Origin of the sequence: Streptomyces sp. NPDC049837 (assembly GCF_040674455.1) — a bacterium.
Taxonomy (GTDB): Bacteria; Actinomycetota; Actinomycetes; order Streptomycetales; family Streptomycetaceae; genus Streptomyces.
In genome coordinates this window covers 730,247-746,876 of the sequence record NZ_JBFAMP010000003.1, presented here as the reverse complement: position 1 = coordinate 746,876, position 16,630 = coordinate 730,247, and the positions used below count along the sequence as shown (strand labels likewise).

15 protein-coding genes and 1 pseudogene are annotated in these 16,630 nt (G+C 71.4%); 10 read left to right on the top strand and 6 right to left on the bottom strand.

Going from position 1 to position 16,630, the window contains the following annotated elements; genetic code table 11:
- Positions 1-114: 114 nt before the first annotated feature.
- The 6 genes from AB0J57_RS11335 to AB0J57_RS11310 all read left to right on the top strand — a co-directional run bounded on the left by AB0J57_RS11335 (position 115) and on the right by AB0J57_RS11310 (position 7,712).
- Positions 115-1,653, top strand: a complete 1,539-nt coding sequence (locus AB0J57_RS11335; protein WP_366127835.1) for an ABC transporter ATP-binding protein — start codon at positions 115-117, stop codon at positions 1,651-1,653.
- Positions 1,650-2,759, top strand: coding sequence for an ABC transporter permease (locus AB0J57_RS11330; protein ID WP_366127802.1), 1,110 nt, complete (start codon positions 1,650-1,652; stop codon positions 2,757-2,759). The genes AB0J57_RS11335 and AB0J57_RS11330 overlap by 4 nt, the downstream gene beginning before the upstream one ends.
- Positions 2,756-4,027, top strand: coding sequence for an ABC transporter permease (locus tag AB0J57_RS11325; RefSeq protein WP_366127801.1), 1,272 nt, complete (start codon positions 2,756-2,758; stop codon positions 4,025-4,027). Before AB0J57_RS11330 ends, AB0J57_RS11325 begins: the two co-directional genes overlap by 4 nt.
- On the top strand, positions 4,024-4,413 hold the full coding sequence (locus AB0J57_RS11320) for a cytidine deaminase (protein WP_366127800.1): 390 nt from the start codon (positions 4,024-4,026) through the stop codon (positions 4,411-4,413). The genes AB0J57_RS11325 and AB0J57_RS11320 overlap by 4 nt, the downstream gene beginning before the upstream one ends.
- Positions 4,414-4,535: 122 nt before the next feature.
- Complete coding sequence (locus tag AB0J57_RS11315) at positions 4,536-5,813, top strand: thymidine phosphorylase (protein ID WP_366127799.1); 1,278 nt, start codon at positions 4,536-4,538, stop codon at positions 5,811-5,813.
- Positions 5,814-6,509: 696 nt separating this feature from the next.
- Positions 6,510-7,712: a cytochrome P450 gene (locus AB0J57_RS11310; protein WP_366127798.1), complete on the top strand. Its 1,203-nt coding sequence runs from the start codon at positions 6,510-6,512 to the stop codon at positions 7,710-7,712.
- Between the two features lie 65 nt (positions 7,713-7,777).
- Here AB0J57_RS11310 and AB0J57_RS11305 read toward each other — a convergent pair.
- Positions 7,778-7,883 (bottom strand): annotated as a pseudogene (locus AB0J57_RS11305) (HAD family hydrolase); the annotation flags it as partial.
- Positions 7,884-7,916: 33 nt separating this feature from the next.
- On the opposite strand from AB0J57_RS11305, the gene AB0J57_RS11300 reads away from it, so the two are divergent.
- Complete coding sequence (locus AB0J57_RS11300; protein WP_366127834.1) at positions 7,917-8,435, top strand: hypothetical protein; 519 nt, start codon at positions 7,917-7,919, stop codon at positions 8,433-8,435.
- A gap of 26 nt (positions 8,436-8,461) precedes the next feature.
- Here the strand turns inward: AB0J57_RS11300 and AB0J57_RS11295 are convergent, their stop codons facing one another.
- The gene (locus tag AB0J57_RS11295) at positions 8,462-10,084 is read right to left on the bottom strand and encodes a hypothetical protein (protein WP_366127797.1); all 1,623 of its coding nucleotides are present in this window, start codon (positions 10,082-10,084) and stop codon (positions 8,462-8,464) included.
- Between the two features lie 154 nt (positions 10,085-10,238).
- On the opposite strand from AB0J57_RS11295, the gene AB0J57_RS11290 reads away from it, so the two are divergent.
- On the top strand, positions 10,239-10,583 hold the full coding sequence (locus AB0J57_RS11290) for an STAS domain-containing protein (protein ID WP_366127796.1): 345 nt from the start codon (positions 10,239-10,241) through the stop codon (positions 10,581-10,583).
- On the opposite strand, the gene AB0J57_RS11285 is transcribed toward AB0J57_RS11290, so the two are convergent.
- The 3 genes from AB0J57_RS11285 to AB0J57_RS11275 are packed head-to-tail and all read right to left on the bottom strand — an operon-like array spanning position 10,516 to position 13,571.
- Positions 10,516-11,511 (bottom strand): sigma-70 family RNA polymerase sigma factor, encoded by a 996-nt coding sequence (locus tag AB0J57_RS11285; RefSeq protein WP_366127795.1) that lies wholly within the window; start codon positions 11,509-11,511, stop codon positions 10,516-10,518. The two genes, AB0J57_RS11290 and AB0J57_RS11285, sit on opposite strands and share 68 nt — an antisense overlap.
- Before the next feature lie 41 nt (positions 11,512-11,552).
- Positions 11,553-12,248 (bottom strand): L,D-transpeptidase, encoded by a 696-nt coding sequence (locus tag AB0J57_RS11280; protein ID WP_366127794.1) that lies wholly within the window; start codon positions 12,246-12,248, stop codon positions 11,553-11,555.
- 33 nt (positions 12,249-12,281) lie between these two features.
- Positions 12,282-13,571 (bottom strand): MFS transporter, encoded by a 1,290-nt coding sequence (locus AB0J57_RS11275; RefSeq protein WP_366127793.1) that lies wholly within the window; start codon positions 13,569-13,571, stop codon positions 12,282-12,284.
- Between the two features lie 62 nt (positions 13,572-13,633).
- Here AB0J57_RS11275 and AB0J57_RS11270 point away from each other — a divergent pair, with 62 nt between their 5' ends.
- Entirely contained in the window at positions 13,634-14,593 is a 960-nt protein-coding gene (locus tag AB0J57_RS11270) for a LysR family transcriptional regulator (RefSeq protein ID WP_366127792.1), read from the top strand.
- 5 nt (positions 14,594-14,598) lie between these two features.
- Here AB0J57_RS11270 and AB0J57_RS11265 read toward each other — a convergent pair whose 3' ends face one another.
- Positions 14,599-15,369 (bottom strand): alpha/beta hydrolase, encoded by a 771-nt coding sequence (locus AB0J57_RS11265; protein WP_366127791.1) that lies wholly within the window; start codon positions 15,367-15,369, stop codon positions 14,599-14,601.
- Between the two features lie 100 nt (positions 15,370-15,469).
- Between AB0J57_RS11265 and AB0J57_RS11260 the strand changes: the two genes are divergently transcribed.
- Positions 15,470-16,624: an adenosine deaminase gene (locus AB0J57_RS11260; RefSeq protein ID WP_366127790.1), complete on the top strand. Its 1,155-nt coding sequence runs from the start codon at positions 15,470-15,472 to the stop codon at positions 16,622-16,624.
- Positions 16,625-16,630: the final 6 nt, after the last annotated feature.

Here is a 16,630-nt window from a genome sequence, read left to right as displayed (position 1 = left end):
CCTGCCCACCAGCCCTCCCGCTCCTCAAAGCTCCTTTCCCGCCAAGGAGAGTGCGTCATCAACGCGTCCAGCCCGTCATCGCCGCCGGCTGCGTCGGCCGCTGCCGCCGTAGAACTGCGCGGCATCACCAAGCGCTTCCCCGGCGTCGTCGCCAACCACGACATCGACATCACCATCCGCAAGGGGACCGTCCACGCCCTCATCGGTGAGAACGGGGCCGGCAAGTCGACCCTGATGAAGATCCTCTACGGCATGCAGAAGCCGGACGAGGGCACCATCACCATCGACGGCAAGCAGGTCTCCTTCTCCAGCCCCGCCGACGCCATCGCCATCGGCATCGGCATGGTCCACCAGCACTTCATGCTGGCCGACAACCTCACGGTGCTGGAGAACGTCGTCCTCGGCAGCGAGAAGCTGTACGGCATCGGCGCCAAGGCCCGTAAGAAGATCAAGGAGATCTCGGACGCGTACGGGCTGAACATCCGCCCGGACGTCCTCGTCGAGCAGCTCGGCGTCGCCGACCGCCAGCGCGTGGAGATCCTCAAGGTCCTCTACCGGGGCGCCCGCACCCTCATCCTGGACGAGCCGACCGCCGTGCTCGTCCCGCAGGAGGTCGACGCGCTCTTCGCCAACCTGCGGGAGCTCAAGGCCGAGGGCCTGACCGTCATCTTCATCTCGCACAAGCTGGGCGAGGTGCTGTCCGTCGCCGACGACATCACCGTCATCCGGCGCGGCACGACCGTCGGCACCGCCGACCCGCGCACCGCCACCACCAAGCAGCTCGCCGAGCTGATGGTCGGCGCCGAACTGCCGTCGCCCGAGACGCGCGAGTCGACCGTGACCGACGTACCGATGCTGAAGGTCGAGGACCTGCGCCTCACCGAGACCGACCCCGACGGCATCGTCCGCGAGGTCCTGGCGGGCATCGGCTTCACCATCCACAAGGGCGAGGTCATGGGCATCGCCGGTGTGGAGGGCAACGGCCAGACCGAGCTGATCGAGGCCCTCATCGGCCTGCGCGACCTCGACGGCGGCGTCATCACCCTCGACGGCGCCGACATCTCCCACGCGCCGACCCGCAAGCGCCGCGAGGGCGGCATCGGCTACATCCCCGAGGACCGCCACCGCCACGGCCTGCTGCTGGAGTCCCCGCTGTGGGAGAACCGCATCCTCGGCCACGTCACCGAGGCGCCCAACAGCAGGCGCGGCATCCTCGACCTGAAGGCCGCCCGCAAGGACACCGAGCGGATCGTGCGCGAGTACGACGTCCGCACGCCCGGCATCGAGGTCACCGCGGCCTCCCTCTCCGGCGGCAACCAGCAGAAGCTGATCGTCGGCCGCGAGATGAGCCACGCCCCCAAGCTGCTGATCGCCGCCCACCCCACCCGTGGCGTGGACGTCGGCGCGCAGGCGCAGATCTGGGACCAGATCCGCGAGGCCCGCCGTGAGGGCCTGGCGGTGCTGCTGATCTCCGCCGACCTGGACGAGCTGATCGGGCTCTCCGACACCCTGCGGGTGATGTACCGGGGCCGGCTGGTCGCGGACGCCGACCCCGCCACGATCACCCCGGAGGAGCTGGGCTCGGCCATGACCGGCGCCGCGACCGGCCACCTCGAGCATCACGACGAGAACGCGAACGGTGAGGGCCGATGAAGAAGTTCGACAAGGACCGGCTGATCCTGGGCCTCGCCGGCCCGGTGCTCGCCCTGGTCGTGGCCTTCCTGCTCACCTCGGTGGTGCTGCTGGTCTCGGACCGTGACCCGTTCGAGCCGTACCGGATCATGTTCCAGAGCCTGGAGTTCACCGACGTCCAGGTCCTCATCCTCAACCAGACCGGCACGTACTACCTCGCCGCGCTGGCGGTCGCCATCGGCTTCCGGATGAACCTGTTCAACATCGGTGTGGACGGCCAGTACCGCCTCGCGGTGATGCTCGCCGCCGTCGTCGGTGCCGCGGTCGAGCTGCCCGGCCCGCTCCACATCCTGCTGATCGTCCTCGTCGCGATGCTCGTCGGCGCGATGTGGGCCGGTATCGCGGGCATCCTGAAGACCACCCGCGGGGTCAGCGAGGTCGTCTCCACGATCATGCTGAACGCCATCGCGACCAGCCTGATCGCCTGGATGATCCTGCCCGCCAACCTCGGCGTGCAGCCGCCCGGCTCCAACGACCTCACCACCGGTGAGATCGCCGAATCCGGCTGGATGCCCGGCCTGGACGTGGACGGCGGCACCATCTACGGCTTCACCTTTGTCGCCTTCGCGCTCGGCGTCGTCTACTGGTTCGTCCTCAACCGCACCCGCTTCGGCTTCGACCTGCGCGCCACCGGCGCCAGCGGCTCCGCCGCCCAGGCGAGCGGCGTGGACGCCAAGCGGATGGTCCTCACCGCCATGCTGATCTCCGGCGCGGTCGCCGGTCTCGCCGGCATGCCGATGCTGCTCGGCCAGACCCACACGTACAGCCTGAGCTTCCCCGTCGGTGTCGGCTTCACGGGCATCACCATCGCCCTGCTCGGCCGCAACAGCCCGGTCGGCATCTTCTTCGCCGCGCTGCTCATCGCCTTCCTGGACAAGGCGTCCGCGTCGCTGGACCAGTACGGCTTCGAGAAGGAGATCGCCACGATCATGCAGGGCCTGATCGTGATCTCCGTGGTCGTGGCGTACGAACTCGTCCGGCAGTACGGGCTGCGCCGTCAGCAGCAGAAGGTCGGCGAAGAGCTTGCCGCCCAGGCCCGCAAGAACAAGGAGGAAGTGGCGGCATGAGCGAGTCCACGAGCACTGTTACGGCCGCGGCCGCCGCGCCCAAGAAGGGCGGCGGACGCCGCAGGCTCTCCCTGCCCGTCATCCTGCTGATCATCGCCGGCGGCCTGGCGCTGTTCTCGCTGGTCCGCATGATCAGCGGCGCCAACGACCTCACCTCCGTGGGCCAGGTCTCCGGCGCCCTCCAGTTGGCCGTGCCCATCGGCCTCGCGGGCCTCGGCGGCCTGTGGTCCGAGCGGGCCGGCGTGGTCAACATCGGCCTCGAAGGCATGATGATCATCGGCACCTGGTTCGGTGCCTGGGCGGGCTACCAGTGGGGCCCGTGGACCGGCGTCCTGCTGGGCATCGTCGGCGGCGCGATCGGCGGTCTGCTGCACGCGCTCATGACGGTCACCTTCAACGTCAACCACATCGTCTCCGGTGTGGCGATCACCATCCTGGCCACCGGCGCCACCCGCTACCTGTCGAACTTCACGTTCGCCGAGGCCCCCGGCGGCTCCTCCAAGCAGTCGCCGCGCATCGACCGGGTCACCGACATCACCATCCCCGGGCTGTCGGACGGACTGGCCGACCTCCAGGCCAAGCACTGGTTCTTCGTCTCCGACCTCGCGGGCGTGCTCGGCGGCCTGGTGACCAACCTGTCGCTGCTCACCGTCGTCGCGCTGCTGCTGATCCCCGGCACCTGGTGGGTCCTGTGGCGCACCGGCTTCGGTCTGCGGCTGCGCTCCTGCGGTGAGAACCCGGTCGCCGCCGAGTCCCTCGGCGTCAACGTCTACAAGTACAAGTACATCGCCGTGACCGTCTCCGGTGCCCTCGCGGGCCTGGGCGGTGCCTTCCTGGCGATCGTCTCCACCGGTATCTACCAGGAGGGCCAGACCGGCGGCCGCGGTTACATCGGTCTCGCCGCGATGATCTTCGGTAACTGGATGCCGGGCGGCATGGCGCTCGGCGCCGGACTGTTCGGCTTCACCGACAGCCTCAAGCTGCGCGGTGGCGCCGAGAACGTCCACGCCATGCTCCTGCTGCTGGCGATCCTTCTCGTCGCGCTGGTCATCTGGCAGCTCTACAAGAAGAAGTACGTCGCCGCCGCCATCGCCGCCGCCGTCTCCGCGCTGCTCTTCGTCTGGTACGCGGGCACCGACCGGCTGCCCAGCCAGTTCGTGGACGCCGCGCCGTACGTCACCACCCTGCTGGTGCTCGCGCTGTCGGCGCAGCGGCTGCGTATGCCCAAGGCGGACGGCATGCCGTACAAGAGGGGCCAGGGCAAGTGACGGACGACGCCTGGGAGGCCCTGCGCGACGCCGCCCGGGAGGCCATGTCCCACGCGTACGCCCCGTATTCGGGGTACGCCGTGGGCGCGGCCGCCCTCGTCGACGACGGGCGCACGGTCACCGGGTGCAACGTGGAGAACGCCTCGTACGGCATCGGCCTGTGCGCCGAGTGCGGGCTGGTCTCCCAGCTCCAGGCCACGGGCGGCGGCCGGCTCACGCACTTCGTGTGCGTGGACGGGCGCGGCCAGGTGCTGGTGCCGTGCGGCCGCTGCCGGCAACTGCTGTACGAGTTCGGCGGCGACGAACTGCTGCTGGACACTCCGGCAGGGGTGCTCACCCTCGGCGAGATGCTCCCGCAGGCCTTCGGCCCGCAGCACCTGACATAAGAACGGGACGACCCTTCCGCGCTGTCCGCGGAGGGGTCGTCCTTCTCCTCCCCCTCACCTCTATGCGCGTAGAGTCACGTGCACAGGACTGTCCCCTCCCGCTGGAAGGAACCCTCAAGGCCATGGACGCGATTTCCGTCATCCGCACCAAGCGGGACAAGGGCGAGCTGAGCCCCGAGCAGATCGACTGGGTCATCGACGCCTACACGCGTGGCGAGGTCGCCGACGAGCAGATGTCGGCGCTCGCGATGGCGATCCTGCTGAACGGCATGAACCGTACGGAGATCGCCCGGTGGACCGCCGCGATGATCGCGAGCGGCGAGCGGATGGACTTCTCGTCCCTGTCCCGCCCCACCGCCGACAAGCACTCCACGGGCGGCGTCGGCGACAAGATCACGCTGCCCCTCGCCCCGCTGGTCGCCGCGTGCGGCGCCGCCGTACCGCAGCTCTCCGGCAGGGGCCTCGGCCACACCGGCGGCACGCTCGACAAGCTGGAGTCCATCCCCGGCTGGCGGGCGCTGCTGTCCAACGAGGAGATGCTGCACGTCCTGGAGACCACCGGCGCGGTGATCTGCGCGGCGGGCGACGGCCTCGCCCCCGCCGACAAGAAGCTGTACGCGCTGCGCGACGTCACCGGCACGGTCGAGGCGATCCCGCTGATCGCGTCCTCGATCATGTCGAAGAAGATCGCCGAGGGTACGGGCTCGCTGGTCCTGGACGTCAAGGTCGGCTCGGGCGCGTTCATGAAGAACATCGCCGACGCCCGCGAGCTGGCGTCCACCATGGTGGGCCTGGGTACCGACCACGGTGTGAAGACCGTCGCCCTCCTCACCGACATGTCGACCCCGCTCGGCCTCACCGCGGGCAACGCCCTGGAGGTCCGCGAATCCGTCGAGGTCCTCGCGGGCGGCGGCCCCGCCGACGTCGTCGAGCTGACCATCGCGCTCGCCCGCGAGATGCTCGACGCGGCCGGCATCAAGGACGCCGACCCGGCGAAGGCCCTCGCGGACGGGTCGGCCATGGACGTCTGGCGCCGCATGATCGCCGCGCAGGGCGGCGACCCGGACGCCACCCTCCCGGTCGCCCGCGAACAGCACGTCGTCACCGCCCCCTCCTCGGGCGTCCTCACCCGCCTCGACGCCTACGGCGTCGGCGTCGCCGCCTGGCGCCTCGGCGCGGGCCGCGCCCGCAAGGAGGACCCGGTCCAGGCGGGCGCCGGCATCGAACTCCATGCCAAGCCGGGCGACACCGTCACGGCGGGCCGGCCCCTGCTGACCCTCCACACGGACACCCCGGAGAAGTTCGACTACGCCCTCAAGTCCCTGGACGGCGCCTACGACATCGCTCCGGCGGGCACGGACTTCACCCCGAACCCGATCGTGCTGGACCGCATCGCCTGACACTCGTACCGCTGAACGGGACCGGTGGACCCCTATCGGTCCCGTTCGGCATGCTGGGATCGCCTCCATGAGCGAATGCCTGGCTTCTCGGGAGCCGGATGCCGAGTGGGATGACCTTGTCAGCCTCTGGGAGCAGATCGAGACCGGGGCATCTACCAGACTCTTGCCGTTGCCGTCCCGTCCTGCTTCGGGATGTACACCCCGGATCTCGTCGTGGCCCCGGCAGCAGCCTTGAACGAGCCCGGCCACCACATCCCCGCCACCGCCGCCGAGTTGGTCGTCGAGATCACCTCGAGGTTCGACGCCAACCACGACCGGGTCCAGAAACTGCACGGCTACGCCACGGCCGGCGTGCCGCTCTACGGAGGGGTACGGCGGAAAGGTCCACCTCCCCGCCCCCTTCGACCTCACCCTCGACACGGGCGAGTTCCCCACCGCCTAAGGGTCCGTAAGCCGCGCGTCGCATCACCCAGCCGTCTCCGCGGGTGCCTCGCGTCCGGTGAGGACTGCTCCCGGCGCTCGGGCCGAGGGCCACTGCCCCTCCGGCGGGCAACGGCAAGGGCCGCCGGGGCCAGTGGGCGGTGGCGGGCGGGCGACGTCACTCTCCAGGGTGACGGGACGGTGTGCGCGGGTGGGCGCCGGGGCAGAGTGGGAGCGTCTGTCCGAGGCCGGACGGCCCGTTCCAGGAAGGCGCCCGTGCACCGCGAACCGATCCCTCTCTACAGCGTCGATGACCTTCCTGGGCTCGACTTCGACCCGTTCCTGCGTGCCTCCGTGAACGCGCACCCGGTGCGCCGGATCCGGCTGCCGCACGGCGAGGGCGACTGCTGGCTTGTCACCCGGTACGACCTGGTGCGGTTCGTGACGTCCGACCCCCGCTTCAGCCGTGACATCGTGGGCCGGCCGATCCCGAAGATGACCAAGCACTTCATTCCGCTGGACCGGGCCGTCAGCTTTGTCGACCCTCCGGAGCACGCCCGTGTCAGGTCGGTCGTCGCACCTGCGTTCAGCCGGCCGGCTCTGGAACGGCTGCGGCCCCGCGTCCAGACCGCGCTGGACGCCCTGGTGGACCGGCTGGTCGAGCGGCCGCCGCCGGCCGATCTCGTCCGCTACGTCACCTCCCCCTTCCCGCTCGATGTGATCGGCCTGGTGCTCGGCATCCCCGAGGCCGACCGCCCCCAGGTGCGCGACTGGGCGACCACCCTCCTGACCAGGGCGTCGGACGAAGCGGCCGCCCGGCGCGCCGAGGGCGTCAAGCGGGACGCCCGCGCCTACTTCCTGGCTCTCGCCCGGCTGCGGCGGGCCGAGCCCCGGGACGACACCATGACGCTGCTGGTCCGGGCCGTGGACCGGGGCACGATCGACGAGGAGGAGTTGCTGGCTCTGGCCACGCTGATCGGGCTCAACGGCTGGCACGCGGTGAGCAACAACACCGTCAACATGGTCTTCGCCCTGCTGACGGCCGAGGGCCTGTGGGACCGGTTGTGCGCCGAGCCGGAGGCGGTGCCGAAGGCCGTGACGGAACTCCTCCGGTGGGTTCCGCACAAGCATGGCGTGGGGCAGCCCCGCATCGCCACCGAGGATGTTGTCGTGGGCGGTGAGCTGATCCGCGAGGGCGAGTACGTGTACGTGTCGTACGTGGCCGCCAACTGGGACGAGCGCGTCTACCCCGACGCCGGGCGCATCGACTTCGACCGCCAGGGCCCCCCGCACCTAGCCTTCGGACACGGGCCGCACTTCTGCGTCGGCCCCCTGCTGGCCAGCCTGGAAGCGGAGGTCCTGCTGGCCACACTCACCACGCGGCTGCCGTCCCTTCGCCTGGCGATGCCCCGTGAGGAGGTGCCCTGGCAGACGAACGTGCTCATTCGCGGCCCGGAGGCGCTCCCGGTGCGGTGGTAGCCGACGGGCGTGGCGCAACGGCGTGAGCTGCTCGGTGGCGTACCGCGATCGCACGTACAGGACACCGCCAGCCGGTCCGCCCCGGCGAGCCCGCCGCAGTAGCCGAAGGCGCGCATGCCGGCCGCGCGGGCGGCGGCGATGCCGTAGGGGCTGTCCTCGACGACCGGCGCAGCGGGGAGGGGCGGTCGTAGGCTTCGCGGTGTGATTGAGACCATCGTCTTCGACATCGGGGAGACACTCACCCGCGACGATCGCTATTGGGGATCATGGGCGGACTGGCTCGGCGTGCCTCGACACACCGTCGCTGCCCTCGTAGGCGCGGTTACAGCTCAAGGGCGCGACAACGCGGACGCGCTGAGACTGCTGCGCCCCGGCATCGATCTCGCGGCCGAGTACGCCGCCCGTGAAGCGGCGGGACTCGGAGAGATGGCCGAGCTGGGCGACCACGCTGCCCTGTGGCATGACAAGGTTGCGCGCGCTGTGATCAGCCACCGCATCCACCACACCATTGGCATTGGTGGCCCCCACACACAGCAGGTGATCACTATCATCCGCGACAGCGGTCTGGACGCCACGAGCGCCGAGCCCGCCAACGGTCTCGCACCCCACATCCACACCCAGCTCCGGCCCGGCGACGTCGTCCTCGTCAAGGGAGCCAACGCCCTCGGGCTCGAAACCGTCGCCCGTGAACTCGCAGCCATGAGGTCCCAGCGCGACGCCTGACGGCCTCGACACCAGCACCTTCCCCGTCAACTGACCGCCCCCGCCCCCTTCGGCAGCCACTCCTCGTCCAGCCGGAACTCCACCCGGAAGCCGCGCCGGCCCGCCGGGCCCGCGTCACGGACCGGTCCCGTCGCCGCCAGGTCGGCGTACTCCCGCACCAGCTCCCGCCCCTCGTGCCACTCCAGGACCCGCACGGACGACGAGAGAGCCGCCGCGACGGAGAGCGCCAGGAAGGGGTGGCGCGGGTACGGCGAGGTGAACGGGTCGGGCGCGGTGGGAAGGTCGCCGTCCGGGACCTCGACCGTGAGGCGCAGCCCGGCCTCGACGGTCACCGACCGCTCGCCGAACCCCTCGCGCAGCAGCTCGGCGACCCGGCCGGGCAGGGCGGGAGCCGTCCGGCCCAGGCCCAGGAACTTCGTGGCAAATGCGCGCATGCCCTGGGGCCCTCCCATCACGACGATGTCGGCGGCCGAATACGTCTCGGGGTGGCGCCTCGTCAGGCCGCGCCAGGCCGCGCGGTCGTCCGGGAGGCCGAGGCGGGCGAAGGTGATCTTACGGTTGCCGTTCACGGGGTCCCACAGCTCTTCGCGCTCCCCGACCGCCCGCGCCAGGGCGCACTGGTGGGGGGTCGGGTCGGTGGGCCAGCCGTCGGGGAAGGCGACCCGCAGGTACGGGCCCAGATCCGGGCAGGGGGCCAGCCGGAAGGCACGCGGCAGCGCGGCCAGCGCCCCCGAGTACAACCGCTCCAGGCCGGTCACCCGAGCGCACACCGCCGCGATCAGCGTCCACCGGGCGGGTTCGCCGCCGAAGCGGGGGAGCGCGGACAGGGCGTCGAAGGCGCGCGGCGACTCCGCCAGGGTGACCAGCACGTCGAGCGCCTCGGTCTCGTCCGCCAGCGCGGGCGCGAGGGCGGCGGCGCCCCGCACCACCAGGTGCGGGTCGGCCAGCCATGCGCGGGGCTCACCGCCCAGGTCACCGAGGTCCAGGACGAGCGAGGCGCGCTCCTCGGCGGATCCGGCCGCCCGCGCCAGCCGTTCCAGCCGCGCGCGGAGGCCGGCGGCCGCCGGAACGGCCGCCGGGTGGCGCGCCAGGACGGTCGCCGCCGACCACGCCGCCGTGCGGATCGCCGGGTCGGGGTCGTCCAGATGCTCCGCGACCGGCGCGAGCAGGTCGGGGAAGGCGTCGTAGCAGTCGAGCGCCGCGCGGGTCAGCACCAGGTCGCCGGTCCCGCTGTCGTCCCACATGTCGACCTGGTCGTCCTCGTCCGCGGCGGTGTACGCCGAGGTCCAGGCGTCGATCGCGGCCCGGGCCGCCGGGTCCTCGGGATACGCCACGGCCCGCAGCTCGTCGGCCCGGTCCCCGAGGTCCGTGGCCACCGCCACCTGCCGCAGGAACGCCAGCGCGCCCTCGCGCAGGGCCGGCCGGGTGAGCATCGTCGCGACGATCCTGGCGGCGGGCGCCGTCGCCGGCCAGACACTGCCCTGGTGCAGGATCGCCGACCACAGGTGCTCGGACGCCGCCGAGATCGCCTGCTCGTCCTCCCCGAGCAGGCCGCGCAGGTGGACCGGGGTGTCCGTGGCGGTCCCGTAGGCGTGGAAGAGCCGGTCCCACGCGACGCCCGCGATCCGCTGGTGCACGGCCCCGGTCACGCCAGCGGCTCCTTCAGCGGCTCCGGCAGTTTCCGCTCGCTGTCCACCAGGACACCGTCACAGTCGAAGATCACCAGTTCGACAGGATCATGAATCATGAGCCGCAGCGTAGGGGCACCGATGAGTTCCGTCCGAGGCGTGGGTCTCCTTCCATGTGGACACCACGGATCCGAAAGTCTTCCACGTCGTCGGTCTCATCGAGCCTGCCGACGTGCCACGCCTCTGCGAGGAGCTGACCGAGCTGCTCGGCGGGAGCGACGCCGGCGATGTCGTCTGTGACGTCGCCGGTGTCACCCGGCCGAGCCTCGCCACCGTCGACGCGCTCGCCCGGCTCCGGCTGACCGCGGGGCGGCTCGGGCACCGGATGACCGTGCGCGGGGCCGGGCCAGGGCTGCGGACGCTGCTGGAGCTGGTCGGGCTGGACGCGCTCCTTACGCCTCCAGCCGCTCCGGAAGATCGAACAGGGGGAACCAGCGCTTCACGTCCAGGAACGACGTGATGCCCGAGACCTTCCCGTCGACGATCTCGATGACCATGAGGGCCCACGGGCTGAAGCCGCCGTCCGGGTCCGGGTGGTAGTGCGCGAACGCCGGGGTGCCGTTGGCCACCACCGGTACCAGGCGCGAGCCCCGGCACACCTCGCCGACGCCCAGCATCCAGCCCGTGATGTCGTCGTGGCCCCGGAGCCACAGGTCGTAGGGCGGCATGGACAGCGTGGCGTCCTCGTGGAGCAGCGCGGTCAGGGCCGCCATGTCGTACCCCTCGAACGCCGCCACGTACCGGTCGAGGAGCTTCTTCTGCTCCTCGTCCAGCGGATCGGCCGTGTCCGTCTTCGCCGGCTCGGACTCCGCGAGCGTCGCCCGCGCCCGCTGCAACGCGCTGTTGACCGACGCGACCGAGGTGCCGAGCAGCTCCGCCACCTCGCTCGCCTTCCAGGCCAGCACCTCGCGCAGGATCAGCACCGCGCGCTGCTTCGGCGGCAGGTGCTGGAGCGCCGCCACGAACGCGAGCCGTACCGTCTCCTTCGCCACCGCCGCCTCCGCCGGGTCGGCGACCGACGGCAGCACCCGCCCGTCCGGCACCGGCTCCAGCCAGGTGACCTCCGGGCGCGAGTTGAGCTGGGCCTGCGCCACCGGGGTCGGTGCCGTCAGGTCCATCGGCCGCGCGCGCCGGTTGCCCGCGTTCAGCGCGTCGAGGCACACGTTCGTCGCGATGCGGTACAGCCAGGAGCGCACCGAGGACCGGCCCTCGAACTTCTCGAAGCTCCGCCACGCCCGGACCATCGTGTCCTGGACGGCGTCCTCCGCCTCGAAGGCCGATCCCAGCATGCGGTAGCAGTACCCGGTCAGCTCGGTCCGGTACTGCTCCAGGTCCGCCACATCGCTCGCCACACCAGTCATCGCGTCCACCCCTGTCGCGCTTCCCATGCCTCACGACGGAAGCTACCGGAGGGGACTGACAACGGGGGTCACGTTCCGGGCTTGCGCCCGTACACGAACACGTCGTCACCGTTCCGCAGCAGGTTCCAGTACGCCTTCGCGTCGGCCGGCCGCATGTTGACGCAGCCGCGCGAACCCGGCGGGTTGTACATGGACTTGGTGACGGAGTGGAACGCCTGCCCGCCGTCGAAGAACTGCGCGTACGGCATGCGCACCTTGTAGAGCGTCGACCAGTGGTCGATGTTGCGGTGGTAGATCTTCCGCGCGCCGGTGCGGGTCTCGTCGCCGTCGCGGCCGGTGCGCACCGGCACGGGCCCGTACTTCAGCTTGGCGCCGTCCTGGATCCAGGAGAGCTGCCTGGTCAGGTCCACGCACGCGATGCGCCCCTTGTTGGTGGGGCACTTACCCGCCGCGTTGGGGTTCTTCCCCGCCGCGCGCTGCTGGAGGATCGTGTTCATCGTGCGCCAGGTGATTTCCCCGGCGTATCCGATGGTCGGCGTGATCCCGTGCCAGCGCTGGAACGTCTGGATCGCCTTGCAGTCGGCCGGCGACTGCTTCCCGTCCACCGGCCGGCCCATGAACTTCTCGACCTGCCTCTGGTACGGGCCCGTCTGCGTCGTACAGGACGCCGCCTGGGCCGGCGCGGCGCCCAGCGCGACCGTCAACGGCACGACCAGTCCCGTGAGACCGAGCGCGACCCCGGCTCTCTTACGTATCCCACCCACGTCCACCACTCCCCCTGGAGCCCCTTGAGGTAGTTATGCCCTTAGGACGCTCGGGGAAGCGGTGCGGTTGTACGTTTCGCGAGACTTACGGTTCTCCACGCGCGCGGCGTGCGTCCCGTACAGGGTCAGCGATACGACGCCGAGGACGGCGACCAGGCCCAGCAGGACCGTGCCCGCCCAGCCGCCGGCGTGGAAGGCGACCGCGCCGAGCGTGCCGCCCGCGCTGCTGCCCAGGTAGTACGCCGACTGGTACAGCGCCGACGCCTGCGCCCGGCCCGTCTTCGCCGTGCGGCTCACGGACGAGGAGGCGACCGCGTGTCCGGCGAAGAACCCGGCGGTGATCAGGACCAGGCCGAGGAGTACGTACGTCAGCGCGTCCGACAGGGACAGCAGCAGACCCGCCGCCGTCGTGGTGACCGCCAGGTACAGCGCCCCGCGCCGCCCCATGCGGCCCACCAGCTTCCCGGCCGCGGCCGACGAGACCGTACCGACCAGGTACACCAGGAAGATCGAGCCGACCACGCCCTGCGGGAGCGAGAACGGCGCCTCGACGAGCCGGTAGCCGATCACCGTGTAGACGGCGCCGAAGACGGTCATGAACAGCGCGCCGATCGCGTACAGGCGCATCAGCAGCGGGTCGGACAGGTGCGTACGGACCGTCGTCGCCAGCGCGCGCGGGTTCAGCGAACCGGTCGAGAAGTGCCGCGCCCTGGGGATCATCAGCCGGAACACCACCGCGCACACCAGCGCCATCAGCCCCACCGCGGCGAGCGCCGCCCGCCAGCCCCAGAGCTGGGCCGCCCAGCCGGTGACGATCCGGCCGCTCATGCCGCCGATGCTGTTGCCCGCCACGAACAGGCCGATCGCGGCGACCAGTGCCTTGGGCCGTACCTCCTCGGCCAGGTACGCCATCGCCGACGCGGGCAGCCCCGCGAGCGCGGCGCCCTGCACGGCGCGCAGTGCGACCAGCCACTCCAGGCTCGGCGCGAACGGCACGAGCAGCCCGACGACGACGGCGACCACGAGGGAGGCGGTCATCAGGGTGCGGCGGCCGAACCGCTCGGACAGGGCGCTCAGCGGCAGGACGCACAGGGCGAGCGCGCCGGTCGCGGCGGACACGGTCCAGCTCGCGGCCGAGGCGCTCACGCCGAAGTCGGCGGAGACGGCCGGGAGCAGGGCCTGCGTCGAGTAGAGGAGGGCGAAGGTGGCCACTCCGGCGGCGAAGAGCGCGAAGCTCATCCGGCGGTAGCCGGGGCGGCCGGGGGAAAGGCGAGTGTCGGCGACCGCGTCGGTGGCGGCCGCCTTGGTACTGGCGGAAGGCATGTCTCGACCGTAGGCACACCCGCTTGATGCGTCCAATGCATGGAACGGCTTTAATCGTTCCCATGGCGCATAACCACAGCTCACGGGAGTGGCTGTCACCGAACAGTAACGAAGAAGACATGGGGCTGCTGCTTGCGCCGCGCCTCGCGTACTTCGCGGCGGTCGCCCGCCACGAGCATGTGACGCGCGCCGCGCACGACCTGGGCGTGCCGCAGTCGACGCTGTCGCGGGCCATGGTCCGCCTCGAACAGGACCTGGGCGTCGCGCTGTTCGCCCGCAAGGGCCGCACCGTCTCGCTCACCCCGGCCGGCCGCACCTTCCTCGCCTCGGCCGAGCGGGCGCTGGCGGAGGTGGAGCGGTCCGCCGACGCGGTACGGGCGGACGCCGACCCGTCGGCGGGGCGGGTCGCCTTCGGGTTCCTCCACACCATGGGCTCGGAGACCGTCCCCGGGCTGATCCGGGCCTTCCGGGTGGACCACCCCAAGGTCCGCTTCACGCTCGTCCAGAACTACGGCGAGGCCATGATCGAGCGCCTCCGCGCCGGCGACCTGGACCTGTGCCTGACCTCGCCCGTCCCGGACGCCCCCGACCTGGTCGCCCGCCGCCTGGACGAGCAGCGGCTGCGGCTCGTCGTCCCCGACGACCACCGGCTGGCCGCCCGCAAGCGCGTCCGCCTCGCGGAGGCTGCCGACGAAACGTTCGTCACCCTGGAGCCCGGCTACGGGCTGCGCCGCATCACCGACGCGCTGTGCGCCGAGGCGGGCTTCACGCCCCGGATCGCCTTCGAGGGCGAGGAGGCCGAGACGCTGCGCGGCCTGGTCGCCGCGGGCCTCGGTGTCGCGCTGCTCCCGCCGCCCGCCGTCGCCCGCCCCGGCGTCGTGGAACTCACGGTCACCGCCCCGCGCGCGGCCCGCGAGATCGGCGTCGCCTGGCTCGACGGCCACCCCGACACCCCACCGGTGGCCGCCTTCAAGCGGTTCCTGCTCTCCCGCCGGGGGCGCCTGCTGTCGGAGCCGGAATAGGCGTCCTACCGGCGCAGCGCCCTGCCGAACCCCGACGCCAGTGGCATGCGCAGCCCCAGTGGTGGCGGGGCCGCCAGGGCGTCGGTGACCGGGCGGGAGAAGGGGCGGCCGAACAGCGCGCCCAGCACGAAGTCGGCCGCCAGCGCGAGCACTTCGTCGTGGTGCTCGCGCAGTGCGTGACCGTCCGAGTGGACCTCGAACCGGCACGTGTCCCGGTTGGCCTTCTTCGCGCGCTCCGCCAGCCGGTACGACAGCTCCGGGTCCGTACGCGTGTCGTTGGTGCCGTGCGCGATCAGCACCCGGCGGCCGGCGAGCTGTTTCACCGGTTCGGGTGTCGCCGCCACATCGTCCTCCGGTAGCCAAGGGGCAAGGGCGAGCACCGAGTTGACGGCCGTGTGGCCCGCCGCGCGCAGCGCCGCCCGGCCGCCCATACCGCGTCCGGCCAGGCAGACCGGGACGTCGCCGTATCTTCGTACGACCTCCGAGACCGCCCATCGCGCGTCCTCCGCGAGCCGCGCGTCCGCGCCGTTCCAGCCGCGCCCCCGGTAGCGCACCACATGGGCCACCAGCCCCTCCGCCCGCCCCGCCCGGACCAGGTGGCGCGCCAGCGGTACGGCCGCCGCGTGGGCGACCGGCGAGGGGCCGCGCCCCGACTCGGGCTCACCGTCCGGGAGGAGCAGCAGCACGCCGCCCACCCCCGCGACGGCCCTCCCCACGGGCCGGCCCAGCCTGGGCGCCCGCGCGCCTCCCGTACCTACGAGTGCCTGGAGTGCCATGGCAGAACAGTCTCAGAAGAGGAGGTGTACGCGATCCGTACGCGGGGTCACTGTTACGTATCGACGCGCCTTCTACGCGCGTAGGGGCTAGAGTTCGAAAATGACGAGCCAGACACCCCATGTCCCGACCGCGGACCAGATCCGCCGCGCCCCCAAGGTGCTGCTCCACGACCACCTCGACGGCGGTCTGCGCCCCGGCACCATCATCGACCTCGCCGAAGCCACCGGGTACACCGCGCTGCCCGAGCACGAGCCGGACAAGCTCGGCATCTGGTTCCGCGAGGCCGCCGACTCCGGTTCGCTGGAGCGCTACCTGGAGACCTTCGCCCACACCTGCGCCGTCATGCAGACCCGCGAGGCCCTCGTCCGCGTCGCCGCCGAGTGCGCCGAGGACCTCGCCGAGGACGGCGTCGTGTACGCGGAGGTCCGCTACGCCCCGGAACAGCACCTGGAGAAGGGCCTCACCCTCGAAGAGGTCGTCGAAGCCGTCAACGAGGGCTTCCGCCTGGGCGAGCGCCGGGCCCGCGAGAACGGCCACCGCATCCGCGTGGGCGCCCTGCTCACCGCCATGCGGCACGCCGCCCGCGCCCTGGAGATCGCCGAACTCGCCAACCGCTACCGCGACAACGGCGTCGTCGGCTTCGACATCGCGGGCGCCGAGGCCGGTTACCCGCCCACCCGCCACCTCGACGCCTTCGAGTACCTCAAGCGCGAGAACAACCACTTCACCATCCACGCCGGCGAGGCCTTCGGCCTGCCCTCCATCTGGCAGGCCCTCCAGTGGTGCGGCGCCGACCGCCTCGGTCACGGGGTGCGCATCATCGACGACATCCAGGTCGCCGATGACGGCACCGTCACGCTCGGCCGCCTCGCCGCGTACGTACGCGACAAGCGCATTCCGCTGGAGCTGTGCCCGACCTCCAACCTCCAGACCGGCGCCGCCGCCTCGTACGCCGAGCACCCCATCGGGCTGCTGCGCACCCTGCACTTCAGGGCCACGGTCAACACCGACAACCGGTTGATGTCGGGTACCAGCATGAGCCGCGAATTCGAGCTGCTGACCGAGACGTTCGGCTACACGCTCGACGACATGCAGTGGTTCACCGTCAATGCGATGAAATCAGCATTCATTCCTTTCGACGAACGGCTGGCGATGATCAATGACGTGATCAAGCCCGGGTACGCCGAGTTGAAGTCCGAATGGCTGTTCCGGCAGACGGCCGCGACCAGCGATTCCTCGCCCGCGACGCCCTGAGGCGAG